Raw genomic sequence first — 23790 nt, 5'->3', positions numbered from 1 at the left:
CACTCAGACGCGTTCCGCGCCTGAGTGCCGTTTCCGCAAGAGGAACCGCTGGATCTTCCCGCTGGGCGTCTTGGGCAGCTCCGGGACGAAGTGCACTTCACGCGGATAGGCGTGGGCGGCGAACCTGGTCTTCACCAGTTGCTGTAGCTCGGTCGCCAGCGCGGTGTCGGCGGAGGCACCGTCCCGGACCACCACGTACGCGACGATCACCTCGCCCCGCAGCGCGTCCGGGACGCCGACGACGGCGGACTCGGCCACGGCGGAATGCTGCTGCAGCACGCTTTCCACGTCGAACGGGCCGATCCGGTAGCCCGCCATCAGGATGACGTCGTCGTCCCGCGAGGCGAAGGTCAGGTACCCGTCGGCGTCCTTGGCGGCGACGTCGCCGGTGTAGTACCAGCGACCATCGGGGCTGAACCGGGCGGCGGTGCGCTCGGGTGCGTCACGGTAGCCCCGGAACCACAGGAGCGGGCTCGCGGGAAGGTCCAGGGCGACACGGCCGCGCTCCCCCGGCTCCGCGATCACGTCGGCGTCCTCGCGGAGCACCTCCACGGCGAAACCTGGCAGGACCCGGCCCATCGAGCCCGGCCGGACCTCGGCGCGCAGGTCCGGATGCCAGGCGTTGCCCACCACCATGCCGAGTTCCGTCTGTCCATAGTGGTCATGGACGCCGACGCCCAGCTTCGACGACGCCCACTCCAGGACGTCCGGGGTCAACGGTTCGCCCGCCGACGAGCAGTGCCGGAGGCGGAGTCCTTCCGGCACCGGCGCGTCCGCGTTGCGCAGGGCGCGGTACACGGTCGGCGCGGCGGCGAAGTTGGTGACACCGAACTTCGCCAGCACCGCCCACGTCAGCTCGGCGGAGAAACCCGCGTGCAGCAACAGGCTCCGCCTGCCGGTCGCCATCGGCGTCATGATCGCGTAGTACAGACCGTAGGCCCAGCCCGGATCGGCGGCGTTCCAGAAGACGTCGTCGGCGCGGACGTCGAGCGCGAAGTCCTGGTACGCCTGGAAACCCGCGAGCGCGCGGAGGGGAATCGGGACGGCCTTGGGGGTTCCCGTGGTCCCGGAGGTGAACAGCTCGACCAGGATCCCGTCCCCGCCGGTCACCGCGGCGCCCGGCAGCGGGGCGGCATCGGCCAGCAGCTCATCGAACGACAGATCGCCGTCGTCACCGGCGCCGACGACCACGATCCGGCGCTCGGGGTCGGCGGGCAGATCCGAGGACGGCGTCAGTTTCGAGCGCTGACCGGAGTCGGCGATGACGACCTTCGTGCCGTTGCCGGTGATGCGCAGCGCGATCGCGGGCGGCGCGAAAGCGGTGAACAGCGGAACGTGCACCGCGCCCAGCCGCCAGATCGCGAGCAGCGCCACGACCAGTTCCGCCGACTTGCCCATCAGGGTCGCGACGCGGTCCCCAGGCCCGACACCGAGGTCGCGCAGTGCCCCAGCGAACCGTTCCGACCGCTCGCGCAGCTCGCCGTAGGTGAGATCGTGGGCCGCCAGATCCGGTTCGACCACGGTGAACGCGACCGCCTCCGCCGGATGCCGGTCGCACAGCAGGGCGGCGGCGCTCGCCCGCTCGTCGCCGTAGACCTCGAGCAACCGCCGGACGTGAGCTTCGGTCATCGTTTCTCCCGGGACTTTCCGAAGGCGTACAGTTCCGGAAATCGTGCGGGCGGGCTCGATCCGTCCACCACCCCCGATCGAGGGGGATCACCGAGGAGGGTGAGCCGATGCCGGTCGACGATGCCCAGCTCCTCGGCGCGGTCTCGGACCTGCGCCGCGACACCGGACTGCCGGTCGGCTTCGCCGGAATCACCGGCGCCTCACCCCGGATGCGGCTGACCGCGTTCCTCGGCAACCGGGGCACCGCGCTGAACGGCCTGTCCGTCCGCGCGGGCTGCGGGCTCGGCGGCAAGGCGCTCGCGCTGACCCGGCCGGTCGTCGCCAATGGCTATCACAGCGCCACCACGATCAGTCACGACTACGACGAGCCGGTCCGCGACGAGGGCATCCACTCGGTGGTCGCGATCCCGGTCGTGGTGCGCCGCCGCGTCCGCGCCGTGCTCTACGGCGGCCTGCGCGACGAGGCCGTCCTTTCCGACCGGACGATCACCGCCGCCTTGCACGCCGCGCGCGACCTCGAACAGACCCTGGCCGTCGAGGACGAGATCGAGAGGCGGCTCGCCGAGGCGAAGCCGCTGGCCGAGCACCACGAGGAGGCCGCGCCGCGTGAACGGCTGCGCGAGGTCTACGGCGAACTCCGGGCACTCTCCGGCCAGATCGCCGACAGCACTCTCCGCGACCGTCTCGACGCGGTCTGCGGCAGCCTCGCCGGCGCCGCTCCCCCGGCGGTGCGCCTGGCACCACGGGAACTGGACGCCGTCGCGCTCGTCGCGCTCGGCCTGACCAACGGCGAGATCGCGCACCGGCTGGGCCTGACCGCGGAAACCGTCAAGAGCTACCTGCGGGACGCGATGCGCAAACTCGACGCGACTTCCCGGTTGCAAGCCGTCACGCACGCGCGGCGAGCCGGTCTGCTCCCCTGACTCAGGACGGCGGCGGCAGCGGGGCCCCCGACGGTTCTAACCCGAATCACCACTCACGACCAGCTGGACCGAACTGGCGGTTTCGCGTGATCGAGTGGACGGCACGTGTGATCCGACGGACGACTCACGTGTCTGGACGGACGACACGCGCACGGGCAGGTTCCGCCGCGGGCCGCCGTCCGCCCAGTCACGCGTGTCGTCCATCCCGACACACGTGTCGTCCATCCAGTCACGCGAAACCGCCACTCACGAGCAACGACCGTCACCACCACTCGAAAGTCCCTAGAATCGGCCCATGAGACGGCTGGCCGTGGTGGTCTTCAACGGGGCGTCGCTCGGCGCGATGTCCTTCGCGTTCGGCGTGTTCGAGATGGCTTCGGCCTTCGGGGAGCTGCCCGACCTCGAACTCAAGGTCGTCGGCGGCGAACCGGGGACCGCGCTGCGAGGCGGCGGCTTGACCGTGCCGGTCCCCGAAGACCTCGGCGCGGTCCGGGACGCGGACCTGGTGCTGGTCCCGAACTGGCGGTCGCCGATGGAGGATCCGCCGGCAGCCGCGCTGGAGGCGCTCCGCGCGGCACACGACCGGGGCGCCCGGGTGGCCGGATTGTGCAGCGGCGCCTTCGTGCTGGCCGCGGCCGGGCTGCTCGACGGACGCCCCGCGACCACGCACTGGGCGATGGCGCCGCTGCTCGCGGCCCGGTTCCCGGCCGTCCTCCTCGACGAATCGGTGCTCTACATCGACGACGGCGACATCCTGACCGCGGGCGGTGGTGCGGCGGGGATGGACCTCGGCCTGCACCTGATCCGTTCATGGTGCGGCGCGGAGGTCGCGAACCGGCTGGCGAAGGGCATGGTCGTCCCGCCGCACCGGCCTGGCGGACAGGCTCAGTACATCGAGTCGCCGATGCCGGAACTCGACGAGGGCGACCCGGTGTCGGAGACGATGGCCTGGGCGCTGACCCGGCTGGACACGGCGCTCCCGGTCGACGAACTCGCCAGGCGGGCGCATATGAGCAGGCGCAACTACGATCGCCGGTTCCGGGAGATCACCGGTGCCGCGCCCGGCACTTGGCTCACTCACCAGCGCGTCATCCGCGCCCAGCAGTTGCTCGAATCCACCGATCTCCCGGTCGACGAGATCGCCAGGTACTGCGGGTTCTCCTCGTCCGCCGCGCTTCGGCCGCATTTCCGGCGACAGGTCGGGGTCACGCCGGTGTCCTACCGGGAGACGTTCGGGACCAGGCTGGGCGTGCCCGAACCCATCCTGTCCTGACAGAGCTGTCTCAAAACGGACCCTGGTTGGCGAGAACACCACTCACGGTCGGCATCTCGGCCCGGCCACGATCGAGACATGACCGAAGACAGCCGTTCCTTCCTCAACCGCCGGTCCATGCTCACCCTCGGCGCGGGGGCCGCGGCCGCGCTCGTGGCCTCGGGTGGTGTCGCCGAGGCCGGCCAGTCCGGCGCCCCGAACGACGCGGCGCTCGCCCGGTCCCTCCCCGGCGGGTTCCGCAGCGAATACGCCCAGGTCGACGGGGTCCGGTTGCACTACGTCGCCGGTGGCCGGGGCGAGCCGCTGATCCTGCTGCCGGGCTGGCCGGAGACGTGGTGGCAGTACCGCGCGATCATGCCGGAGCTGGCGAAGCGGTACCGCGTGATCGCCGTCGACCTGCGGGGCATGGGCGGCTCGGGCAAGCCCCAAGGCGGGTACGACAAGAAGACGATGGCCCGCGACATCTTCGGACTCCTGCGCACGCTGGGCCATCGGCAGGCGCATATCGCCGGACACGACATCGGCGCCATGGTCGCGTTCGCCTTCGCCGCCAACCACCCCGAAGCGACGAAGACCGTCACGCTCATGGACGTCTCGCATCCCGACGAAAGCCTGTACCAGCTCCCGATGCTGGCCCCGCCCGGGCAGCCGGTGAACGTCTGGTGGTTCGCCTTCAACCAGGTCGCGACGCTGCCCGAACAGCTGTTGGCCGGCCGGTCACGCTTTCTCGTCGACTGGATGTTCGACCATCTCGCGGCCGATCCGGCCTCGATCGCCGCTCGGGACCGGGCCATCTACGCCGCCGCGTACGACCGCCCGGACGCGATCCGCGCGGGGAACGGCTGGTACCAGGCGTTCGGCCAGGACATCGAGGACCAGAAGGCCTACGCGAAGATCGCCGCCCCGATGCTGGGGCTGGGCTCGGAGTTCAACTACGACTACCTCGCCGCGGTCCTGCCGTCGAAGGCGGCCGACGTCCGGGTGCGGAAGATCGCCGGTTCCGGGCACTTCGTCGCGGAGGAGCGACCGCGGGCGGTCATCGGCGAGCTACTGACCTTCCTCGGCTGAGCCGATACCCCGGACGGGTCAACGCCGCGCGCTGAACCGCACGATTCACTCGGTCAGGTGAAAGACGCGGCCAGCCGTCATTCTCGCGACGAGGGTCCCTCTTCTCTGGTGTGTCGGTACCGGCCGGGCAGCCCCCCGAACGGCCGGTACCGACACGGAAGTTCAGCTCAACCGATCCACCAGCGGGCCTTGTAGATCCACGCGCCGTGCAGCGCCAGCTCGGCGCGTGGAAAGGCCAGCCGGACGGTGTCCGTGCACCACGTGCACAGATGACCGTCCTGCACCGAGGCCGTCAGGATCTGCCCGGTCCGGGGGTTCGTCGACACACTCTTCACATGCGGCCGGTCGATCTCGCGCGCGCCCGCGTAGCGCTGGGTGAACCCGCCGCTCGTCTTCGAGAACTGGTACACGCCCGCTTCCGTGGTCACCCACAGCAGATCCGGCCGATGCGGAACCGGCTGGAGGTCGTGCCCGCCCTTGCTCGGCACCGGCACGGACCGCTGCTCGGTGAGCACCGGCGCCGCGGGAGTCCCGCCGACGCTCAACGCGACGAGCGCGTCGGTGCCCAAGGCCCACAACACGTTCCGGCCGGCGTCCCAGACCATGCCGTGTGCCCCCACCAGCCGATATTCGGCGTAGGTCGTCGAGCGCTGCCCCTGGGAAGCGGTGTAGACCCGCACCCAGCCACCGGTGCTGGCCGCCACCGCGACGTTCCCGTCCGGCAGCAGTTCGATGCTGTGCGGGTTGGCGGGCCCGCCGACGTTCGCCGCCCAGTACGCCCGGTCGCCCGCCGGATACGGCACGACCGCCGCGAAACCACCCGACGCCGACGTCAGCAGGTACTTCTCGCCGTTGCGTTCGGCGAGTTTCGCGTCGCTCGGGTTGCTCCACGAGCCCGCGAGGTCCGCCAGCCCGTTGGCGGCGTTCGGCGCCCACGCCCAGCTCGGCTTCCGGTTCTGCCAGGACGTCCGGTCGGCGGGCAGCACCAGGATCCGTTTGGACGCCTGCTCGGTGATGACGATCGAACCGCGATCGCGCCCGCCCGCGTCCGCCACCGTCGTCGCGGACGCCGCGACCGAAAGGCCCGCGATGGCCAGCGCCACCAAGGATTTCCGCATGATCTTCATACGGAGACCGAACCCGCTGCGGATGACGGCCGGGTGGCGATGATCGGAAACGTGGGTGTCGACGAGATGACCCGGGATCAGAGGGCCGCCTCCGTCCGCCGGAGCAGCACTTCGCCGACCTGACGGCGTCCCGTCATCGGCACCGGGCGGCCGTATCCGAACCGCAGCACGGTGTGCGGACGGCCGAGATCGGCGAAGACCCGGTCCATCGCGACCCGGGTCTCCGGGGTTTCGAACGGCCTGCCGACGAACGACGTCGCGAGGCCGGCGGCCGTCGCGGTCAGCAGCACCCGCTGCAGCACCATTCCGGCCCGCAGGTCCGCGGCGAGGCCGCCGCCCGCGGTCAGGACCGCGCCGAGCACCGGCTCACCGCCTTCGGGCTCGGCGGCGAAGAACGACTCCTGCGCGGGAATGCCGTGCGGCGACGGTGGTCCAGCCGGTGCCGGGACACCGTCCGGGGCGTTGGCCGCCCGCCGGGTCCACAGCGCGATCTCCGCCTGGAACGCGCCGTTGCGCGCCTGTACGGCCTCGGCCCGGTGCAGCACCCGCGCGACCGCGTTCGCCCGGTCGCCCCGGCCGAACAGTTCCAGCAGCCCGCCTTCCACCAGCGCGGACGCGCGCAACGTCGTCCGAGCCCAGACGGGAACCGGCCGGTCGAGGAACGGACGGCGGTTCGTGTGACGACGGAAGACGGCTTCGGCCAGTTTCCGTTCCTCCGGTGAGGAAAACCGGTCGCCGCCGACCACGAGTTCGGCGAGCAGATCCGGCTCCCCTGGTTCCGGTACGACCCGGACCGAGAGGGTCTTGCCGTTGGAACGCAACGAAACGATCAGGTTGAACATCGCCGCGCCGCACGAAAGCCGTGCCTCGCGGGCGTCCGGGTCGGCGATCCGGAGCACCCTGGCGCGGTCGAGCCGCACCTCGATCCGGTCCCCGTCGACGACGAACCGCCACGGCTGGGTGTTGAGCGGGGACGGCGCGCGGACGGCGGCCGCCACCGCCTGGTCGACGGGTGTGGGTAACGGGATCGTCATGGTGGTCTCCGCGGGAAACTGGGGATTGATCCACCTTCGGCCGGGGTACCCGGCGACCGCAGCGGCCGCCGGTCACGAATTCCGAGGACTTTCGCCCCCGATTCCCCGGAGAGCGAGGACTGAGGACCCTGTGCCACGAACGGCGGCGGTGAGAGCCTCGATGACCGGAACGGAGCCGACGATGACGGACAACTGGACGATCGACGTGTCCCTGCAGCACGAGCCGTACCGAGTGCGCGCGGAGGCGTTGCTCCGTCTCGAAGACGGGGGTGAGTTCGTCGGTGTCGGACTCGCGGAGGCCGGGCTGAGAAACGGTTCCGCCTCCCAGATCGGTGCCTATCTCGCGGTGACGCGGGCACTTTCGGACCTCACCGCGGAATTGCTCGAGACCGTCGCCTCCGACGTCGCCCGCTCGATCGAAGTCGACGGGATCCTCACCGCGCAGTCGGCGAACTGACCGGGGTCAGCGCAAGGGGGCGGACCACTCGACCCTGGTGCCGCCCTCGTCCCGGGTCTCCGCATGGAACGTCCCGCCCGCCTTTTCCGCGCGGTCGCGCAGTCCCCCTGGCTCGCCGGCGGTCCCGGTTCCGTCGTCGGTGACCACGATCCGCAGGACGTCGTCCTTCACGGCGACGCTCACCGAAACCCCGCTCGCCCGCGCGTGCCGGACGACGTTGCCGACCGTCTCCCGCACCACCGCCTCGACGTGTTCGGCGAATGGGAGGGGGATCGAGTCGAGCGGCCCGGACAGGCTGATCGTCGGGTGGATCGGGGTTTCGTCGGTGAGTTCGGCGATCGAGTCGTAGAGCCGGTGCCGCAGCCGGACTCCTTGCTGCCCCGCCTCGCCGCCGTGGAGATCGAAGATCGCCGTGCGGATCTCGTGCACGATCTCGTGCATCTGGTCGATGCTGTCGCCGATCCGCCGCCGCAGTTCCGGGGTGTCCGCCCGGCGGTGGGTGCTCTGCATGGCGAGACCGACCGCGAACAGCCGCTGGATGACGTGGTCGTGCAGTTCCCTGGCGATCCGGTCCCGGTCGGCGAGCACGTCGAGTTCCCTCGCCGTGCGCTGCCGCGCCGCCAGCTGGAGCGCGAGCGCGGCCTGGTCGGCGAACGAGGCCACCACCGGCAGCTGGGCGAGCTCGAACGGGACCGCGCCCGGATTCCGCACCGCCATCAGCACTCCGGACGTGCGTTCTCGCGCCCGGAGCGGCACCACGAGCGTCGGGCCGAGGCCGAACTCGCCCTCGGGACCGAGTGCCAATTCCGGGACGCTGCGCGGGGTCCGGTCGCGGTAGACCGCCCCCGGCACCGAGTCGGCGACGCTGATCCGCGCCCCGGTCAGTTCCGCCGCCCGCGCGCCCGCGCACACCGCGATGGTGAGTTCGTCGGCCTCGTCCTTGCCGACGTCGAGCCCACCGGAACCGGGTAATGCCAGCAGAGTCAGGTCGGAACCGGTCAGTTCCAGTGCCCGCCCGGCGATCAGGTTGAGCGCGTCGACGGGATCGGTGCCGCCGAGCAGTTCCGTGGTGACCTCGCTGGTGGCGGCCTGCCACTGCTGGCGGATCCGCGCCCGCTCGTAGAGGTGGGCGTTCTCGATCGCGATACCCGCCGCGGCGGCGAGCGCCTGGACGACCACCTCGTCGTCGTCGGTGAACCCCTCCCCGCGTTTTTCGGTGAGGTACAGATTCCCGAACACCTCGTCGCGCACCCGGATCGGCACGCCGAGGAACGACCGCATCGGCGGATGGCGCGGCGGGAACCCGACCGAGGCGGGATGCCGCGAGATGTCGGCCAGCCGCACCGGTTTCGCCTCGTCGATGACGAAACCCAGCAGCCCGTGCCCTTTCGGGAGATGCCCGATCTGTTGTTCCGTCTCACCGTCGATGCCGAGATAGACGAATTCGGAGAGCGAACCGTCGTCCGCGATCACCCCGAGCGCGCCGTAGGTGGCTTCACCGAGATCGATCGCCGCCCGCACGATCCGGCGCAGCGTCTTGTCCAGCTCCAGCCCCGAAGCGACCGCGAGCACCGCTTCGAGCAGGCCGTCCATCTTGTCGCGGGTGCCGATGAGCCGTTCGATGCGCTCTTGGAGGTCCCCCAGCACTTCACGGACCCGCAGCTGGGAAAGCGCGCCGGTGACCCGGTCGTCGCTTCCGCCGAGCCGGTCATGAGCCGACATCCTGCTGCGCCTCCGAAGATCGGGACGAGTCGCGGCCGTGGTGACTTTCTCCTCTTTCGGCCCCGCACCGCGGACGGGGACCGTCTCATCGAGACAACCGCATTACCCGTGGCACGGCGGCGGGAGAAACCATGACCATACAAGTCACCGGGGTCGGGCGCTTGAACTCCGAACAGGTGAATTCCGTGCTCCGGTCGGCCACGCTGGCGCCGTCGACGCACAACACCCAGCCGTGGCTTTTCCGCTGCACCGGCACCGGGATCGAACTCCACGCCGATCCGCGCCGGATCCTCCCGGTCACGGATCCGGACGGTCGTGAACTCGTCCTCTCCTGCGGCGCCGCCCTGTTCACCCTCAGGACGGCGATCCACGCCTCGGGTTTCCACCCCGCGACGACCCTCGTGCCGAGCCGCACCGATCCCGATCTGCTGGCCGTCGTCCGTCCGCTCGCCGAACGCACGCCGGATCCGAAGGTCTCGCGGCTCGCCCACGCGATCCCGCGCCGCCGGACCAACCGGCGACCCTTCCTGTCCTGTGCCACCCCGGAAGCCACGCTCGCCGTCCTCCGGCACGCCACCGAACTCGAGCACGCCTGGCTGTCGCGCCTCGACGCCGAACAGTGCCGTCGCCTGCGTGACCTCACCGAACGCGCCCGCCGGACGCAGCTCGCCGACCCCGCGTTCCTCGCCGAACTCGGCCGCTGGACCGGACTGGCCGCGGGCACTCGCGACGGGGTGCCGGCCTACGCGACCGAAGGCGCTCCCGCCGACGAAGGCTGGATCCTCGACGAATTCGGCGAAGCGGACAGCGGCACGCGGCACGCTCCGCTCGTGGTGATGATCGGGTCGCTGACCGACGAACGGATCGACCGGCTCCAGGCCGGTCAAGCACTGCAACGGGTTCTGCTCACCGCGACCGGCGCCGGACTCGACGCGTCGTTCATCTCGCCGCCGACCATGGTCCGCGAGGCCCGTGCCGAACTCCGGCGCCTTCTCGGCTGTGGGGTGTGGCCTCAGGTGCTGCTGCGCGTCGGCTACGGCTCACCGTTGCCGTGGACACCGCGCCGCCCGCTGGAGGACGTCCTGCTCGACACGCTCATCTCCGCTTGAGGCACGCCGTCACTGCCGCCGCAGTTCGGTGGCCAGCACGGCCGCCTGGGTGCGCCGCTGCATCCCCAGTTTCGTCAGCAACCGCGACACGTAGTTCTTCACGGTCTTTTCCGCGAGGAACATCCGCTCGGCGATCTGCCGGTTGGTCAGTCCCTCACCGATCAGTTCCAGCAACGTGCGCTCCTGATCGGAAAGCCCGGCGAGCGGCCCCTTCTTGGCGGCGTCGTCACGGAACTTCGCCATCAGCGTCGCGGCGGCCCGCGTGTCCAGCAACGACCGGCCGAGGCCGACCTCCTTGACCGCCGCCACCAGATCCATCCCCCGGATGTCCTTGATGACGTAACCGCTCGCGCCGGCCATGATCGCGTCCAGCATCGCCTGCTCGTCGGTGTAGGAGGTGAGCATCAGGCATTTCAGTTCGGGCATCTTGGAGCGCAGTTCCCGCGCGAGTTCGACACCGTTGCCGTCCGGCAGCCGCACGTCGAGTACCGCTACATCCGGCCGCAACGCCGGGATCCTCGCCAGCGCCTGGGAAAACGTGGCGGCCTGGCCGACAACGCACAGGCCCGGATCCTCCTCGAGCATGTCCGCGACGCCTCGGCGGACCACCTCGTGATCGTCGACCAGAAACACCCGGAGCATTCCGACCTCCACGGTTTCCCCTCCTCGGATGAGAGCGTACGGCGCACGGCCGGTCACTGCGACAGGCCAAAGGGCCTTGTTCGGCGCCCGTTCGGGTGGCTGCCGCCGTCCGGACCAGGTTCATTTGCATCATTCGAGTCAGGACGTTCTGTTCTTCCCGGGGCGGTCAGGCCGCTGCGACGATCACTTCATGTCCGAGACCATGCTTTCGACGGCCACGCCGGCCGGCTCTCCCGACCCGGCCGACGACGTCGTGGCCATGCGCGACCGCATCCGCTTCTACCGGGCCCGCGCCGAGCAACTCCAGTACGCGCTGGATCACCGGCTTCCCATCGAACAGGCGAAGGGAATCCTCGCCGAGCGTTACCAGATAGACATCGATGCGGCGTTCGAAATGCTTCGCTCGTTCTGCCGCAACAACAACATGAAGATCCACGACGTCGCCAAGACGCTCGTCGGCCAGTCGAGCGAAGGCGATCGCCGAGTGTCTTGCTGAGTCACGCCAAGTTCGGCGGGGGGCCCGCGACCACCACCGGAGCCGCAGATCGCGCGGGCACGGACTGGGTGATGAACCGAACGCCGCCCCCCAGACTTCGGGTGCTCGTCGCGGACGACAACCCGGTGATCGGCGACGCGTTGCGCGCGCTCCTGGAATCCGAACCGGACATCGAGGTGGTCGCCATCGCGCTGGACGCCGGTGAAGCGGTCGCGCTCGCGGAACTGCTGACCCCGGAGGTCGCCGTGCTGGACGTCCGGATCCCCGGTGGCGGCGGCGCGTGGATGGCGCGGGAGATCCGGCGGAGGGTGCCCCGCACTCGGCTGATGGCGTTCTCCGCGCACAGTGACACCCGGTCCATCGCCCAGATGGCCTCCGCGGGCGTCACCGAGTACCTCGTGAAGGGCAGCCCCAACACCGAGATCGTCGCGGCCATCCGCCGCCTCTGCGCGAACAGCGCCGACACGGCCTGAGCTCGGGCTCAGTCCGCGAGCCAGCGTTCCATACAGGTCAGCAGTTCCTCCGCGTTCACGGGTTTGGTGACGTAGTCGCTCGCCCCGGCGGCGAGGCTCTTCTCGCGATCCCCTTCCATCGCCTTCGCGGTCACCGTGATGATCGGCAGGCCGGCGAACCTCGGCATCTCGCGGATCGCGGCCGTCGTCGCGTGGCCGTCCATCTCCGGCATCATCACGTCCATCAGGATCAGGTCGATGCCGTCGTCGGCCAGCAATTCCTCGATGCCTTTGCGGCCGTTGGGCGCGTGCACCACCGAGAGGCCGTGCAGTTCGAGCATCCCGGAGATCGCGAACACGTTGCGGGCGTCGTCGTCGACGAGCAGGACCTTGCGCCCCCGCAGCCGAGGTGGTCCGGCGGGCGGTTCGGTGGCCTGAGCCGTCTCCTCCGGGCTCACCTCGGGCTGGTGCATCAGCGGCAGGATGCCTTCGAGTTCGCTCGCCGAGATGTGCAGCATGATGCGCTCCCGCAGCATGTCCAGCGACGGCAGCAGTTCGACCGGATGCACCCGCGCGTGCCCGTGCAGCAACCGTTCCTGCGCGGCGCTGAGCTTGCGGGTCGCGTACGCCAGCACGGGGACTTCGACCGGATCCGGGCCCTCGGCGAGCCGTTTGAGGAACGTCAACGCGCTCGTCCCGGGGATGCTGGTGTCGAGCACGACGCAGCGGTAGCTGTCGCGCTTCAGCTCCTCGAACGCTTCCGCCGGATCGGACACCGCCTTGACCTGGACCGAACCGTGACTGTCCGCGACGTCGGCCGCGACACCGCGGGCGAGCAGGGTCAGCAGGCTGTTCTGCTCGGTCTCCACCACCAGTACCCGTTGTTCCGCGCCGCCGGTGTCCACTGTGGACGCCGTGGCATCTTCGGAACCGGCTGCCATGGCGAACCTCGCGACCGGCAGGTAGAGGGTGAACGTGCTGCCCGTTCCCAGCGCGCTGTCCGCCCGGATCTCGCCGCCGAGCAGGTAGGCGACCTCACGGCTGATCGACAGGCCGAGCCCGGTGCCGCCGTACTTGCGGCTGGTGGTGCCGTCGGCCTGCTGGAAGGCGCCGAAGATCGATTCGAGGTTTTCCTCGGCGATCCCGATCCCGGTGTCGATGACGCTGAAGGCCACCAGCGATTCGTGCGGGAGCGGGCCTGACGGCGAAACGATCGTGTCGACCAGTTTGACCCGCAGTTCGACGCGGCCGTCTTCGGTGAACTTGACCGCGTTCGACAGCAGGTTCCGCAGGACCTGCCGCAGTCGCTGCTCGTCGGTGAACAGCAGTTCCGGCACGTTGGGTTCCACGGTGACCTGGAAGTCGAGCCCTTTCTCCGCGGTCAGCGGACGGAACGTCGTGCCGACGTAGTCCAGCAACTGACGCAGCGGGAACGGCTCGTGGTGGATGTCCATCTTGCCCGCCTCGACCTTCGACAGGTCGAGGATGTCGTTGATCAGCTGCAACAGATCGGTGCCCGCGGACTGGATGACCTTGGCGAACTCGACCTGTTTCGGCGTCAGGTTCTGGGTCGAGTTCTGAGACAGGACTCCGGCGAGGATCAACAGACTGGTCAACGGCGTCCGGAGTTCGTGCGACATGTTGGCCAGGAACTCCGACTTGTACTTCGACGCCAGCGCGAGCTGCTGCGCGCGTTCCTCGATCTCCTGGCGTGCCTGCTCGATCTCGAAGTTCTTCACCTCGATGTCGCGGTTCTGCCGGGCGAGCAGTTCGGCCTTCTCCTCCAGTTCGGCGTTCGACACCTGGAGTTTCGCCTGCTGCGCCTGGAGTTCCTCCGAGCGGGCCTGCAGTTCCTGTGCGAGCCGCTGGGATTCCTCCAGCAGGGAATCGGTCCGCGCGTTGGCGATGATCGTGTTGACGTTGACGCCGATGGTCTCCATCAGCTGTTCGAGGAAATCCTTGCGGACGGCGGTGAACTCACCGAACGACGCGAGTTCGATGACGCCGAGCACCTGGTCCTCGAAGACGATCGGCAGCACGATCAGGGTGACCGGCGGGGCGGAGCCGAGGCTCGACGAGATCTTCACGAAACCCGGCGGTGTCCGGTCGACCACGATCGGTTTCTTGGTCTGCGCGGCCTGCCCGATCAGCGACTGCCCCATCGCGAAACCCGACGGCGTGTCCGGATCCTCGCTGTGCCCGTAGCTGGTGATCAGCCGCAGCCGGGTGCCATGTTCGCCGATCTCGGTGAGGAACAACGTCCCGTGCTGCGCGCCGACCAACGGGGTCAGCTCGTTCATGATCAGCGTGGCCACCACCCGCAGATCCCGGTGGCCCTGCATCAGGCCCGAGATCCGGGCGAGGTTGGTGTTGAGCCAGTCCTGTTCCTCGTTGGCCCGCGTGGTCTCGCGCAGCGACTGGACCATCGCGTTGATGTTGTCCTTCAGCTCCGCGACCTCGCCCTGGGCCTCGACGGAGATGGACCGGGTGAGGTCGCCGGTGGCCACCGCGCTGGTGACCTCGGCGATCGCCCGGACCTGGCGGGTCAGGTTCCCGGCCAGCTCGTTGACGTTCTCCGTCAGCCGCTTCCAGGTGCCCGAAACACCTTCGACCTCCGCCTGGCCACCGAGCCGTCCCTCACTGCCGACTTCGCGGGCGACCCGCGTGACCTCCGCGGCGAAGGCGGAAAGCTGGTCGACCATCGTGTTGATGGTGGTCTTGAGCTCCAGGATCTCGCCGCGCGCGTCGACGTCGATCTTGCGGGAGAGGTCGCCCTGCGCGACCGCGGTGGTCACCTGGGCGATGTTGCGGACCTGTCCGGTGAGGTTGTTCGCCATCGAGTTGACGTTGTCGGTGAGGTCCTTCCAGGTGCCGGCGACGTTCGGCACCCTGGCCTGCCCGCCGAGGATGCCCTCGGTGCCGACCTCCCGCGCCACGCGGGTGACCTCGTCCGCGAAGGCGGACAGTGTGTCGACCATCGTGTTGATCGTCTGTGCCAGCGCGGCGACCTCGCCCTTGGCCTCGACGGTGATCTTCTGGGACAGGTCGCCCCTGGCGACCGCGGTCGCGACCTGGGCGATGGAGCGCACCTGATCGGTCAGGTTGTCCGCCATGACGTTGACCGACTCGGTCAAGCTCTTCCACGTCCCCGACACACCCTTGACGTCCGCCTGACCGCCCAGCCGTCCCTCGGTGCCCACCTCGCGGGCGACCCGGGTGACCTCGTCGGCGAACGACGACAACTGGCCGACCATCGTGTTGATGGTGTCCTTGAGTTCCAGGATCTCGCCGCGCGCGTCGACGCGGATCTTCTGCGACAGGTCGCCCTTCGCCACCGCCGTGGTGACCTCGGCGATCGAGCGGACCTGATCGGTCAGGTTGTCGGCCATGACGTTCACGGACTCGGTCAGGCCCTTCCACGTCCCCGAAACACCCTTGACGTCCGCCTGACCGCCCAGCCGTCCTTCCGTGCCGACCTCGCGTGCCACGCGCGTGACTTCATCGGCGAACGAGGACAGCTGATCCACCATCGTGTTGATCGTGTTCTTCAACTCCAGGATCTCGCCCCGAGCGTCCACCGTGATCTTCTGCGACAAGTCACCCTTCGCCACCGCCGTGGCCACCTGGGCGATGGAACGCACCTGCGCGGTGAGGTTGCCGGCCATGAAGTTCACCGACGTCGTCAGATCCCGCCACGTCCCCGCCACACCGGGCACCTGGGCCTGCCCGCCCAGCGCGCCTTCGGTACCGACCTCGCGCGCGACCCGCGTGACCTCATCGGCGAACGACGACAACTGATCCACCATCGTGTTGATCGTGTTCTTCAACTCCAGGATCTCGCCCCGAGCGTCCACCGTGATCTTCTGCGACAAGTCACCCTTCGCCACCGCCGTGGTGACCTCGGCGATCGAGCGCACCTGGTCGGTCAGGTTGCCCGCCATGAAGTTCACCGACGTCGTCAGATCCCGCCACGTCCCCGCCACACCGGGGACTTCCGCCTGCCCGCCCAGCCGCCCTTCGCTGCCAACCTCGCGCGCCACGCGCGTGACCTCATCGGCGAACGACGACAACTGATCCACCATCGTGTTGATCGTGTTCTTCAGCTCGAGCATCTCGCCCTTGACGTCGACGGTGATCTTCTGGGACAGATCACCTTTCGCCACCGCGGTCGCGACCTCGGCGATGTCGCGGACCTGTCCGGTGAGGTTGCCCGCCATCGCGTTCACCGAATCGGTGAGGTCCTTCCAGGTCCCCGAGACCGAAGGCACCGCCGCCTGCCCGCCGAGCTTCCCGTCGGTCCCCACCTCGCGGGCGACTCGGGTGACCTCGGAGGTGAACAGCGCCAGCTGGTCGACCATCCCGTTGAAGACGACCGCCATCTCGTTCATCAGGACGTCGTCCACCTGCGGCAGCCTGGTGCTGAAATCGCCGTCGCGAACGGCTTTCAGCCCCTCCAGCAACCGCTGCAGACCCTCGTCGTCGATCGCCCCGCCCACCCGCGCCGCGTCTCTAGGCCCGCGCTTGGCCACCGGTTCCGGCATCGAGGTGCCTCCTTCGTTCCGGCTCCCCGCGGATCCAGGGGGGCGGCCGTCATCTCCGCACGGGTCCGGCCGGGCCCAGCGGAATCCAGAAGACCACCGACGTCCCTTCGCCGGGCCTGCTGGAAATCCGGAACCATCCTTGCGCCGCTTCCGCACGTTCACGCATCGACGCCATTCCGATGTGCTCACCCGACAACACTTCGTGGGCACTCTCGACGTCCGGCTTCATCCCGTCTCCGTTGTCGACGACCTTGGCCAGCAGACCGCCGTCCTGTCCCGTCAGCGAAACCACGACGGCGGTGGCGTTCGCGTGTTTCCGCACGTTCACCAACGCCTCCTGAAGGATCCGGAAGACCGTGACGACGAGGTCGGGCGGCGGCTGGACCGGCAGATCGTGCCGCAGCGTGCAGTCGAGCCCCCAGCCGGCGACGACCTCGTCGAGATAGTCGCGGACGGATGCGACCAGGTCGTCGTCGTTGAGCGCGGGTGGGCGCAATTGGGCCACGAGGATCCGCAACCGCCGGATCGCCCCTTGGATCGCTTCGTCGAGTTGCCTCAATGCGGAATCCCGCCGTTGCGCGGCGAGCATCTGCAACCGCATGCTCACCGCGATCATCGACTGGATGGAATCGTCGTGAACATCCCACGCGATACGACGGCGTTCGGTTTCTTGCGCCCGGACCAAATGCGCGAACGCCTGTCGCCGCTCGGCTTTGTCCTCCTGCGATTTCCGGCGTTCGGTGAGATCACGGGTCACTTTGCCGAAACCGGCGAGGCGGCCCTCTTCATCCCGCAACGCGGTGATCACGGTGTTGGCCCAGAATCGTTCACCGCCGCGGCGGACGCGCCATCCCTCGTCCTCATGACTCCCCAGCTCAGTGGCGATCAGCAGCTCGGAGGTGGGTTTACCGGCGGCGACGTCGTCCTCGGGGTAGAAAACGGAGAAATGGCGGCCGAGGATCTCGTCCTCCGAATACCCCTTGATCCGTTGCGCCCCCGGATTCCAGCTGATCACGCGACCATCGACGTCCAGCAGGTAAATGGCGTAGTCGACGACGCTGTGCATGAACAACTCGAACAGCACAGCGCCGCGGTGATCAGGTGTTCGTTTCGATGGCAGCATGGCCATAGTGCAGCTTGGCACCCGGATACCTCTCCCCGCTACGGCCGTTCGAGGAGGCCATTCTTGCGGGCATGGGCCACCGCTTCGAGTTTCGAATGGGTGCCGGTCTTCACCAGGATCCGCTGCACGTGATTCCGCACGGTATTCCTGGCCAGCCGCAGCTCCTCGGCGATCCGATCGGTTCCCGCGCCTTCCGCGATCAGGCAGAGCACCTGCCGCTCCCGCAGGGTCAGCAACGGCCCGAGCCTGCCGGTGCTCCCTGCCAGCATGGCCAAGGCGCCGCTGAGCAGTTCCGGGTCGATGACCACGTCGCCCGCCGCGACGGTGCGGATCGCCGTGACCAATTCGTCGAGGAGACCGGATTTCAGCAACAGCCCGGCCCCGCCGACCTCCAGGATCCTGGCGACGATGGCACTGTTCGCGTCACCGGTCAGCACGAGCACCCTGCTCGACGGCGAGATCGCGCGGAATCGGGCGATCGCCTCGATCCCGTCGCCGTCCGGCAGCCGCCGATCGAGCAGGACGATGTCGGGCAGGTGCTTCTCCGCCGCGATCATCCCGCCCGCCAGTGACTCCACCGACGCCACCAGGTCGATCTGCGGGAATTCCTCGAAGGCCGCGCCCAGCGCTTCGGCCACCATCTTGTGGTCCTCGACGAGCAGCACCCGGATCGGGGCCGCGGCCGGGGACTCGGGCTGCGGGAACGTCGGGTTCGGCATACACCTTCTCCGTCGATCGTGATCTCGCCGATTCCCGGAAATGGAGGCGAGACGCCGGCGGGCATTCTCCCACCGTCTCCGCCCCACTCGGCGTTTCGAAGCCGACCCGTGACCCGCCGTACCCGGCCGGCGACCGAGAGAGGTCTTTGTGCCTTCGATGGCACGACCTTCGGCGGTGACCGGAACGGCACCCGGTGCCTCATCGTCGAAGGTGACGCCCACCGGATCGGGGGCGAGGGAAAGGGGACCGGGACGTGACCACGAGGATCTGCGAAACCCGCCGCCGTCCCGGCACGCACGCCATCGCCCGCCGGGCATCGATCGCCGCCGAGTGCGAGCGGGCGCCGAGAGTCGTGGCGAAAACCGAGACGCACGCCTCGCTGCTCGACGAGGTCCTGACCGCCATCCGGCATTTCGACGGCGCGGCCTTCGTCAAGCGGTCCCGATGGAACCCACGGGACCGGCGCGTCCAACGGCTGCGCGGCTGGCTCGGCGGCGCACCCGGCTGACCGGCACCCGTCACACCGGGTGCCACCGGCCGATGTCCGGCTCCATCGGCACGATCCGGGTCAGCGACGAGCGGATCCTCAGTTCCGTCGCCCTGTCCCGGCCGCGGGGCCCACGCGGGGCGTACGGGTAGAAGGTGCCGCGTTCCCGGCGGTAGACCATGGTCAGCCTCGGATGCCGCATGTCCCCCAACTCGGCGAAGTCGACCGTCGTATGCAGCAACCAGGTCGCGAACCCTGCCTGCGCCAGGCTCTCGTTGACGTCGGCGAGGTCGTCGAGCAGCCAGCCGAGGTCGCCGTTCTCCCGCCAGCAGCGCACGATCGTCCGCCCGTGCGCGTCGTGGATGACCACGTTGCGGCGGACGGTGTCCCCGGCGAGACCGGCGACGATCTCCGCGTCCGTCCCCGGCCCAGGACGGCCTTCCGCGACGAAGCAGACACTCCCCGACCCCGTCGGGGCCAGCCCGTGCCCGGACCGCAACGTCAACGCCGCGGACCTCAAGTCCAGCAACGGAAGCAGACTCGGCCGCACCGACCGGCCCTTCCCGAGAAGGCTTCCCAAACGCGCCATGACCTCACCGCACCCTTTCCTGTGCGTGAAGCCTTTCCGATGACGCTCTCGCGCCCTAGGGCCGCACGGTCGCGCATCGTGGAGGACAAGTCCCCGGTTCCGGTGACCAACGGCCCTACCAGCGGTCGCCCGTCACTTCACTTCAAGCTCCGCTGGTAGACGACACTCGTGTCCAGACGGACGACACGCGTGACTGGGCGGACGACACGCGTGATCAGGTGGCCGACACGACGGAATCCGGCTGCGGGCGTCGTGTCGTCCCTCCAGTCACGCGTGTCGTCCGCCCGATCACGCGTGTCGTCCGGATTCGACAGCCGGCGTAAGGGGAACGGATCCGCTGGACGTCGCGAAAGCCACTTTCGGGACCCCAGGCGTCGCGAAAGTGGCTTCGCGACACGGCGGGCCGCCTCATCCCGGCGAGAAGTCTCAGCGACGCCGCAGGGAGAAGGGCGGCACCGTGTTCGCCCGCAGCGCGTCTTCGTCCATAGTGGACTCCCCGATCCCCGCCTTGCCGATCCGCTCCGCGACGAGGGCCTCGGGATCGTCGAGCACGTCGGCCCGGCCGCTCAGGAAGGCCCACTCGTGCTCGTCCGAACCGTAGTAGAGAACGGTCCCGAACGACTCGGTGAACCGGCGCCACGACGCGATCAGCGTCTGATTGCGCCACAGCGTCGGGCAGCCCGCCTGGCAGCCGACCACTCCCCCGTCGGAGAGCAGTGCCGTGCACCGGGCCAGGAAGTCGGCACCGTACAGCCGGTTGTGCTGCGCCTCCGGATCGTCGTTCTCGTCCGGCAGATCGATCACGACGACGTCGTAGGTGTCGCCGCGCTCCTGGGCTTCGGCGAGGAACTCCCAGCCGTCGCGGTAGTGGACGCGGACCTTCCCCTCCCCGCGCTCGGCACGGGCCAGCTCGTCGAGGGTGTAACCGTACGGAAGGTGCTCAGCGCAGACCCGCACCGCTTCGGCGTCGATGTCGACGTGATCGACCACCTCTGCTCCGGCGGCGACTGCGAGCTGGGAGGCGACCCCTTCGCTGGAGCCGATGATCAGCACCCGCTCGACGCGTTCGGCGAGCAGCAGCGACGGGACCATCAGCGCCTCGTGGTAGACGAGCTGGCTCAGTTCGGTGCTCTGCCGTTCGTCGTCGCAGAAGAGGGAGATCCCCTGCGCGGTCCGTCCGATGAGGACGGACTGGAACGCGGTACGGCCTTCGAACAGGACCTCGTCGACGTCCCAGTTCCGGGTGAGCCCCGCGCCCATCGGCTCGACGATCACTCGTTGCGCCATCAGTTCTCTCCTCGTTCCACAGTGGACATCCGGACGGTGCCGGCGCCGAGCAGCTTCGCCAGCAGCGCGACCGCGCGCTCCGGATCCGCCCGGTCCCCGCAGGTGAACACGTCCACGAACACCGAGCCGATCTCCGGGTAGGTGTGCACGGAGGCGTGCGATTCGGCCAGCAGCGCGAGCACGGTGACCCCTTGCGGGGCGAAGGAATGCGACACGACTTCGCAGACCGTCGCCCCCGCCTCGGTCACCGCGTCGGCGAGGGTCTTCTTCAGCAGCGAGGCGTCGTCGAGCAGCGACGGCTCGATCCCCTCGAACTCCGCGAGCACGTGGCGACCGGCGAACCGGCCGACGAGCGGTACTTCAGCCGGCATCGGCGAACCTCCCCACACAATAGGTGCGCAACGGCTCGATTCCGTTGAAGGCGACGGACGAGTAGCTGGCGGTGTACGCCCCGGTGCCCGGGATGTCCAACCGGTCACCCGCCTTCAACGACCTCGGCAGCGCGCACGGCGTCCGCTGGTACAGCACGTCGTCACCATCGCAGGTCGGCCCCGCGAGGACCACCGGCCCTTCCGGACCCTTAACGCCGACGGGCTCCAGCCGATACGCGACGGCTTCGTTCTCGCACTCCGCCATTCCGTTGTACCTGCCGACGTCGAGGTAGACCCAGCGGCGTTCGTCGGCGGCGGCACGGGTGGTCACCAGCACGACTTCGGTCCTGATGAGCCCGGCGTCGGCGACGATCACGCGGCCCGGCTCCAGCAGCAGCTCCGGCTCCGGCAGATGCGCCTCGAGAGCGGCGTGGATCACGCCCGCGTAGTCCGTCAGTGAAGGCACGGGTTCCCGGTGCTCGGTGGCGAACCCGCCGCCGATGTTGAGCCGCTCCAGGCCGACGCCGGCGTCGGCGGCGACCTTGGCCGCGGTCGCGATCCCGATCTCCCAGGCGGCCGGATCCGGCTGCTGCGAACCGACGTGGAACGCGATTCCCGGCCGCAGCCCTGCTTCCACGGCCTGGCGGAGCAGCGCCGCGGCCACCTCCGGTTCACAGCCGAACTTGTGGCCGAACGGCGTCACCGAATCCGGGCCGCCGGTCAGCAAACGGACCGAGACCAGCGAACCGGGCGCGTGCTCGGCCAGATTCGCCAGATCCCCGGCGGAGTCCGTGGTGAATTCACGGACTCCGCGTTCGTACGCGAACGCGATGTCCGCCGGCTTCTTGATCGTGTTGCCGTAGGCCAGTTCCGCCGCTCGCGCGCCACGGGACAGGCACAGCCCGATCTCCGCCGTCCCGGCCACGTCGAATCCCGCACCGGCCGACAGCACCGCGTCCAGGACCCCTGGCGTGGGATTCGCCTTGACCGCGTACCGGATCAGCGCGTCCGGGAAGACCGCCGCGACCGCGGCCGCCCGCTCCGCGACCAGGTCGGTGTCCACCACCAGGCAGGGTGTCGGCGGTTCGCGATCCGCCAGGAAGGCACGGATCCGGTTCAGGCTTTCGGTCACACGCCCCAGGGTGTCAAAGGCCGATCACCGGCACGGAACCCGGGGTCACGCCCGGATGTCACCGGAGGTCTGCTCAGGCAGTTCCACCCCGTGCTCGGCGGCCAGTCGCTCCAGGTTGGCCAGGTCGGCGCCGACGGCCGAAGCCCTGTCCTCGTCCGAGGCCTGCTTGGCGATCTGGACGTCTTCCCTCGCCTGCCGTACCCGGTCTCGCAGATTCACCGCGAACTCGCTCATCGTGCACCCCCGATCTCCCGCACCTTGTCTGCTTTCACCCTAGGACCCTCCGAATCGGTCACCCACGTGATCTGCGTCATCACGGGTTCGGTTCGTGTCGGAGTGAAGCAGTATGACGGCAGGGCCCGGGTTTCGCAGATCAGCTGAGCCCGGCCTTTTCAACGGGTTCCGGCGCGGCCGCCCGGCGGCCGATCACCACGAGCGGGGCGAGCGCGCACAGGCCGCCCGCGACGGCGACCAGAACGTATCCGCCCAGGCCGAACAGCTGCCCGGCGAGCAGACTCGCCGCGGCGGACGTCCCCCAGACGAAGGCGTCGACCGTGCCCTGCGCCCTCGTCCGCTGCGCGGGCGGGAGATCGCGGCTGAGCATGCTGCTGCCGCCGACGAACACCAGGTTCCAGCCGTAGCCGAGCAGGAACATCGCGAACGGGATTCCCACGTGATGCGAATCGGGGGCGCCGATCGCGGTGACCGCCGCGACGGTGAGCGTGCCGATCCCGCCGAAGATGGCCGCGCGGCCGCCCCACCGGTCGGCGATCCAGCCGGACAACGGTGCCAGCGCGAACATCCCGATCAGATGGGCGCTCAGCACCCAGCCGACGACGTCGAGCCCCTGACCGTGCTGGTGCAGCTGGACCGGGGTCATCGTCATCACCGCCACCATGGCCAGCTGCGCGCCGACCATCGCCACGAGCGGACCGAGGATCACCGGATTCCGCACGGACATCCGCTCCCGCCTCGGCACGCCCTCCTCCGGGGCGGCGAGCCCACGCGGCAGGGTGGCGACGGCGAGCACCGCGATGGCCACGACCCTCGACGCGGCCGCGATCGGACCGGACAGCGCGGGCAGTTCGGCGGCTTCGGCCTTCGCCGCGGCCGGCGCGATCAAGGCGGGCCCCGCCACCGCGCCGACGGTCCCCGCCCAGACCATTGTGGACAGTGCGAACCCCTTGCGGTGCTCGGGCGACAGATCCGCGGCCGTGTACCGCGAGAGCTGGGCCCCGCTGTTGCCGAAGCCGATCAAGGGCATCCCGGCCACCAGCGCGAGCACGGACCCGCCGAGCACGCCGGCGAACGAGATCAGCGCCCCCGCCACCGCGGCCCCGTACATCAGCACCAGGACGAAGCGCCTGCCGTAGCGAGCGGCCAGGAATCCCGAAGACAGCGAACCCGCGGCGGAACCGAGCACCAGCACCGCGTTCGGCAGCCCGCTCCAGGCGGCACCGGCGTGCTCGACCACGATCAACGCCGCCGTGGTGGACAGGCCGACGACCGCGGTGCTGAGACAGGCGACACCCATGAAGAGCGCGAACATCGGTTTCATGATTCGAATCTAGGGATTCCTGGCCCCTCGGCGAATAGGCTGTCGAAGGC

General features: G+C 69.4%; 22 protein-coding genes. 8 read left to right on the top strand and 14 right to left on the bottom strand.

Features of this window, described 5'->3' with window-relative positions:
- Window positions 1-3: 3 nt before the first annotated feature.
- Window positions 4-1629, bottom strand: coding sequence for an AMP-binding protein (locus DMH03_RS38385; protein WP_125796898.1), 1626 nt, complete (start codon window positions 1627-1629; stop codon window positions 4-6).
- Between the two features lie 107 nt (window positions 1630-1736).
- Here DMH03_RS38385 and DMH03_RS38380 point away from each other — a divergent pair, with 107 nt between their 5' ends.
- The 3 genes from DMH03_RS38380 to DMH03_RS38370 all read left to right on the top strand — a co-directional run bounded on the left by DMH03_RS38380 (window position 1737) and on the right by DMH03_RS38370 (window position 4893).
- Entirely contained in the window at window positions 1737-2552 is an 816-nt protein-coding gene (locus tag DMH03_RS38380; RefSeq protein ID WP_125796897.1) for a helix-turn-helix transcriptional regulator, read from the top strand.
- A 295-nt stretch (window positions 2553-2847) separates the two neighbouring features.
- Window positions 2848-3825, top strand: coding sequence for a GlxA family transcriptional regulator (locus tag DMH03_RS38375; RefSeq protein ID WP_125796896.1), 978 nt, complete (start codon window positions 2848-2850; stop codon window positions 3823-3825).
- Window positions 3826-3903: 78 nt separating this feature from the next.
- On the top strand, window positions 3904-4893 hold the full coding sequence (locus tag DMH03_RS38370) for an alpha/beta fold hydrolase (protein WP_125796895.1): 990 nt from the start codon (window positions 3904-3906) through the stop codon (window positions 4891-4893).
- Between the two features lie 167 nt (window positions 4894-5060).
- On the opposite strand, the gene DMH03_RS38365 is transcribed toward DMH03_RS38370, so the two are convergent.
- On the bottom strand, window positions 5061-6020 hold the full coding sequence (locus tag DMH03_RS38365) for a DUF6528 family protein (protein ID WP_125796894.1): 960 nt from the start codon (window positions 6018-6020) through the stop codon (window positions 5061-5063).
- A 77-nt stretch (window positions 6021-6097) separates the two neighbouring features.
- On the bottom strand, window positions 6098-7054 hold the full coding sequence (locus tag DMH03_RS38360) for a hypothetical protein (protein ID WP_125796893.1): 957 nt from the start codon (window positions 7052-7054) through the stop codon (window positions 6098-6100).
- A gap of 160 nt (window positions 7055-7214) precedes the next feature.
- On the opposite strand from DMH03_RS38360, the gene DMH03_RS38355 reads away from it, so the two are divergent.
- The gene (locus DMH03_RS38355; RefSeq protein ID WP_125796892.1) at window positions 7215-7511 is read left to right on the top strand and encodes a dsRBD fold-containing protein; all 297 of its coding nucleotides are present in this window, start codon (window positions 7215-7217) and stop codon (window positions 7509-7511) included.
- A 6-nt stretch (window positions 7512-7517) separates the two neighbouring features.
- Here DMH03_RS38355 and DMH03_RS38350 read toward each other — a convergent pair whose 3' ends face one another.
- Window positions 7518-9233 (bottom strand): GAF domain-containing sensor histidine kinase, encoded by a 1716-nt coding sequence (locus DMH03_RS38350; protein WP_125796891.1) that lies wholly within the window; start codon window positions 9231-9233, stop codon window positions 7518-7520.
- Window positions 9234-9364: 131 nt separating this feature from the next.
- On the opposite strand from DMH03_RS38350, the gene DMH03_RS38345 reads away from it, so the two are divergent.
- Window positions 9365-10342 carry a nitroreductase family protein gene (locus DMH03_RS38345; RefSeq protein ID WP_125796890.1) on the top strand — a complete coding sequence of 326 codons (978 nt, stop codon included), beginning with the start codon at window positions 9365-9367 and terminating at the stop codon, window positions 10340-10342.
- Between the two features lie 9 nt (window positions 10343-10351).
- Here DMH03_RS38345 and DMH03_RS38340 read toward each other — a convergent pair whose 3' ends face one another.
- On the bottom strand, window positions 10352-10984 hold the full coding sequence (locus DMH03_RS38340) for a response regulator transcription factor (RefSeq protein ID WP_199749187.1): 633 nt from the start codon (window positions 10982-10984) through the stop codon (window positions 10352-10354).
- A 190-nt stretch (window positions 10985-11174) separates the two neighbouring features.
- On the opposite strand from DMH03_RS38340, the gene DMH03_RS38335 reads away from it, so the two are divergent.
- Window positions 11175-11480, top strand: a complete 306-nt coding sequence (locus DMH03_RS38335; protein WP_125796888.1) for an ANTAR domain-containing protein — start codon at window positions 11175-11177, stop codon at window positions 11478-11480.
- A gap of 71 nt (window positions 11481-11551) precedes the next feature.
- Window positions 11552-11953, top strand: coding sequence for a response regulator transcription factor (locus DMH03_RS38330; RefSeq protein ID WP_233611830.1), 402 nt, complete (start codon window positions 11552-11554; stop codon window positions 11951-11953).
- Between the two features lie 8 nt (window positions 11954-11961).
- On the opposite strand, the gene DMH03_RS38325 is transcribed toward DMH03_RS38330, so the two are convergent.
- Genes DMH03_RS38325 through DMH03_RS38315 form a run of 3 tightly spaced genes read right to left on the bottom strand, consistent with a single transcriptional unit; the run spans window position 11962 to window position 18315 of the window.
- A complete protein-coding gene (locus tag DMH03_RS38325; protein ID WP_125796887.1) occupies window positions 11962-16473 on the bottom strand; it encodes a HAMP domain-containing protein in 4512 nt (1503 codons plus the stop codon).
- Between the two features lie 49 nt (window positions 16474-16522).
- Window positions 16523-17602, bottom strand: a complete 1080-nt coding sequence (locus tag DMH03_RS38320) for a PAS domain S-box protein (protein ID WP_370311030.1) — start codon at window positions 17600-17602, stop codon at window positions 16523-16525.
- A 32-nt stretch (window positions 17603-17634) separates the two neighbouring features.
- Window positions 17635-18315, bottom strand: coding sequence for a response regulator transcription factor (locus tag DMH03_RS38315; RefSeq protein WP_125796886.1), 681 nt, complete (start codon window positions 18313-18315; stop codon window positions 17635-17637).
- Between the two features lie 254 nt (window positions 18316-18569).
- On the opposite strand from DMH03_RS38315, the gene DMH03_RS38310 reads away from it, so the two are divergent.
- The gene (locus tag DMH03_RS38310; RefSeq protein ID WP_125781840.1) at window positions 18570-18824 is read left to right on the top strand and encodes a hypothetical protein; all 255 of its coding nucleotides are present in this window, start codon (window positions 18570-18572) and stop codon (window positions 18822-18824) included.
- Between the two features lie 10 nt (window positions 18825-18834).
- On the opposite strand, the gene DMH03_RS38305 is transcribed toward DMH03_RS38310, so the two are convergent.
- The 6 genes from DMH03_RS38305 to DMH03_RS38280 all read right to left on the bottom strand — a co-directional run bounded on the left by DMH03_RS38305 (window position 18835) and on the right by DMH03_RS38280 (window position 23740).
- On the bottom strand, window positions 18835-19392 hold the full coding sequence (locus DMH03_RS38305; RefSeq protein WP_233611828.1) for a hypothetical protein: 558 nt from the start codon (window positions 19390-19392) through the stop codon (window positions 18835-18837).
- Window positions 19393-19818: 426 nt separating this feature from the next.
- Entirely contained in the window at window positions 19819-20679 is an 861-nt protein-coding gene (locus DMH03_RS38300; RefSeq protein ID WP_125796885.1) for a spermidine synthase, read from the bottom strand.
- Window positions 20679-21050 (bottom strand): adenosylmethionine decarboxylase, encoded by a 372-nt coding sequence (gene speD / locus DMH03_RS38295; RefSeq protein WP_125796884.1) that lies wholly within the window; start codon window positions 21048-21050, stop codon window positions 20679-20681. Before speD ends, DMH03_RS38300 begins: the two co-directional genes overlap by 1 nt.
- Window positions 21040-22182 (bottom strand): type III PLP-dependent enzyme, encoded by a 1143-nt coding sequence (locus DMH03_RS38290; RefSeq protein WP_125796883.1) that lies wholly within the window; start codon window positions 22180-22182, stop codon window positions 21040-21042. Before DMH03_RS38290 ends, speD begins: the two co-directional genes overlap by 11 nt.
- A gap of 45 nt (window positions 22183-22227) precedes the next feature.
- Entirely contained in the window at window positions 22228-22416 is a 189-nt protein-coding gene (locus tag DMH03_RS38285; protein ID WP_125781848.1) for a hypothetical protein, read from the bottom strand.
- Between the two features lie 139 nt (window positions 22417-22555).
- Entirely contained in the window at window positions 22556-23740 is a 1185-nt protein-coding gene (locus DMH03_RS38280) for an MFS transporter (protein WP_125796882.1), read from the bottom strand.
- Between the last annotated feature and the right edge of the window lie 50 nt (window positions 23741-23790).

Source organism: Amycolatopsis sp. WAC 01376 (assembly GCF_003947415.1).
Classification (GTDB): Bacteria; Actinomycetota; Actinomycetes; order Mycobacteriales; family Pseudonocardiaceae; genus Amycolatopsis.
The sequence above is the reverse complement of the archived record's forward strand: the minus strand, read 5'-3'. Positions and strand labels throughout refer to the sequence as shown.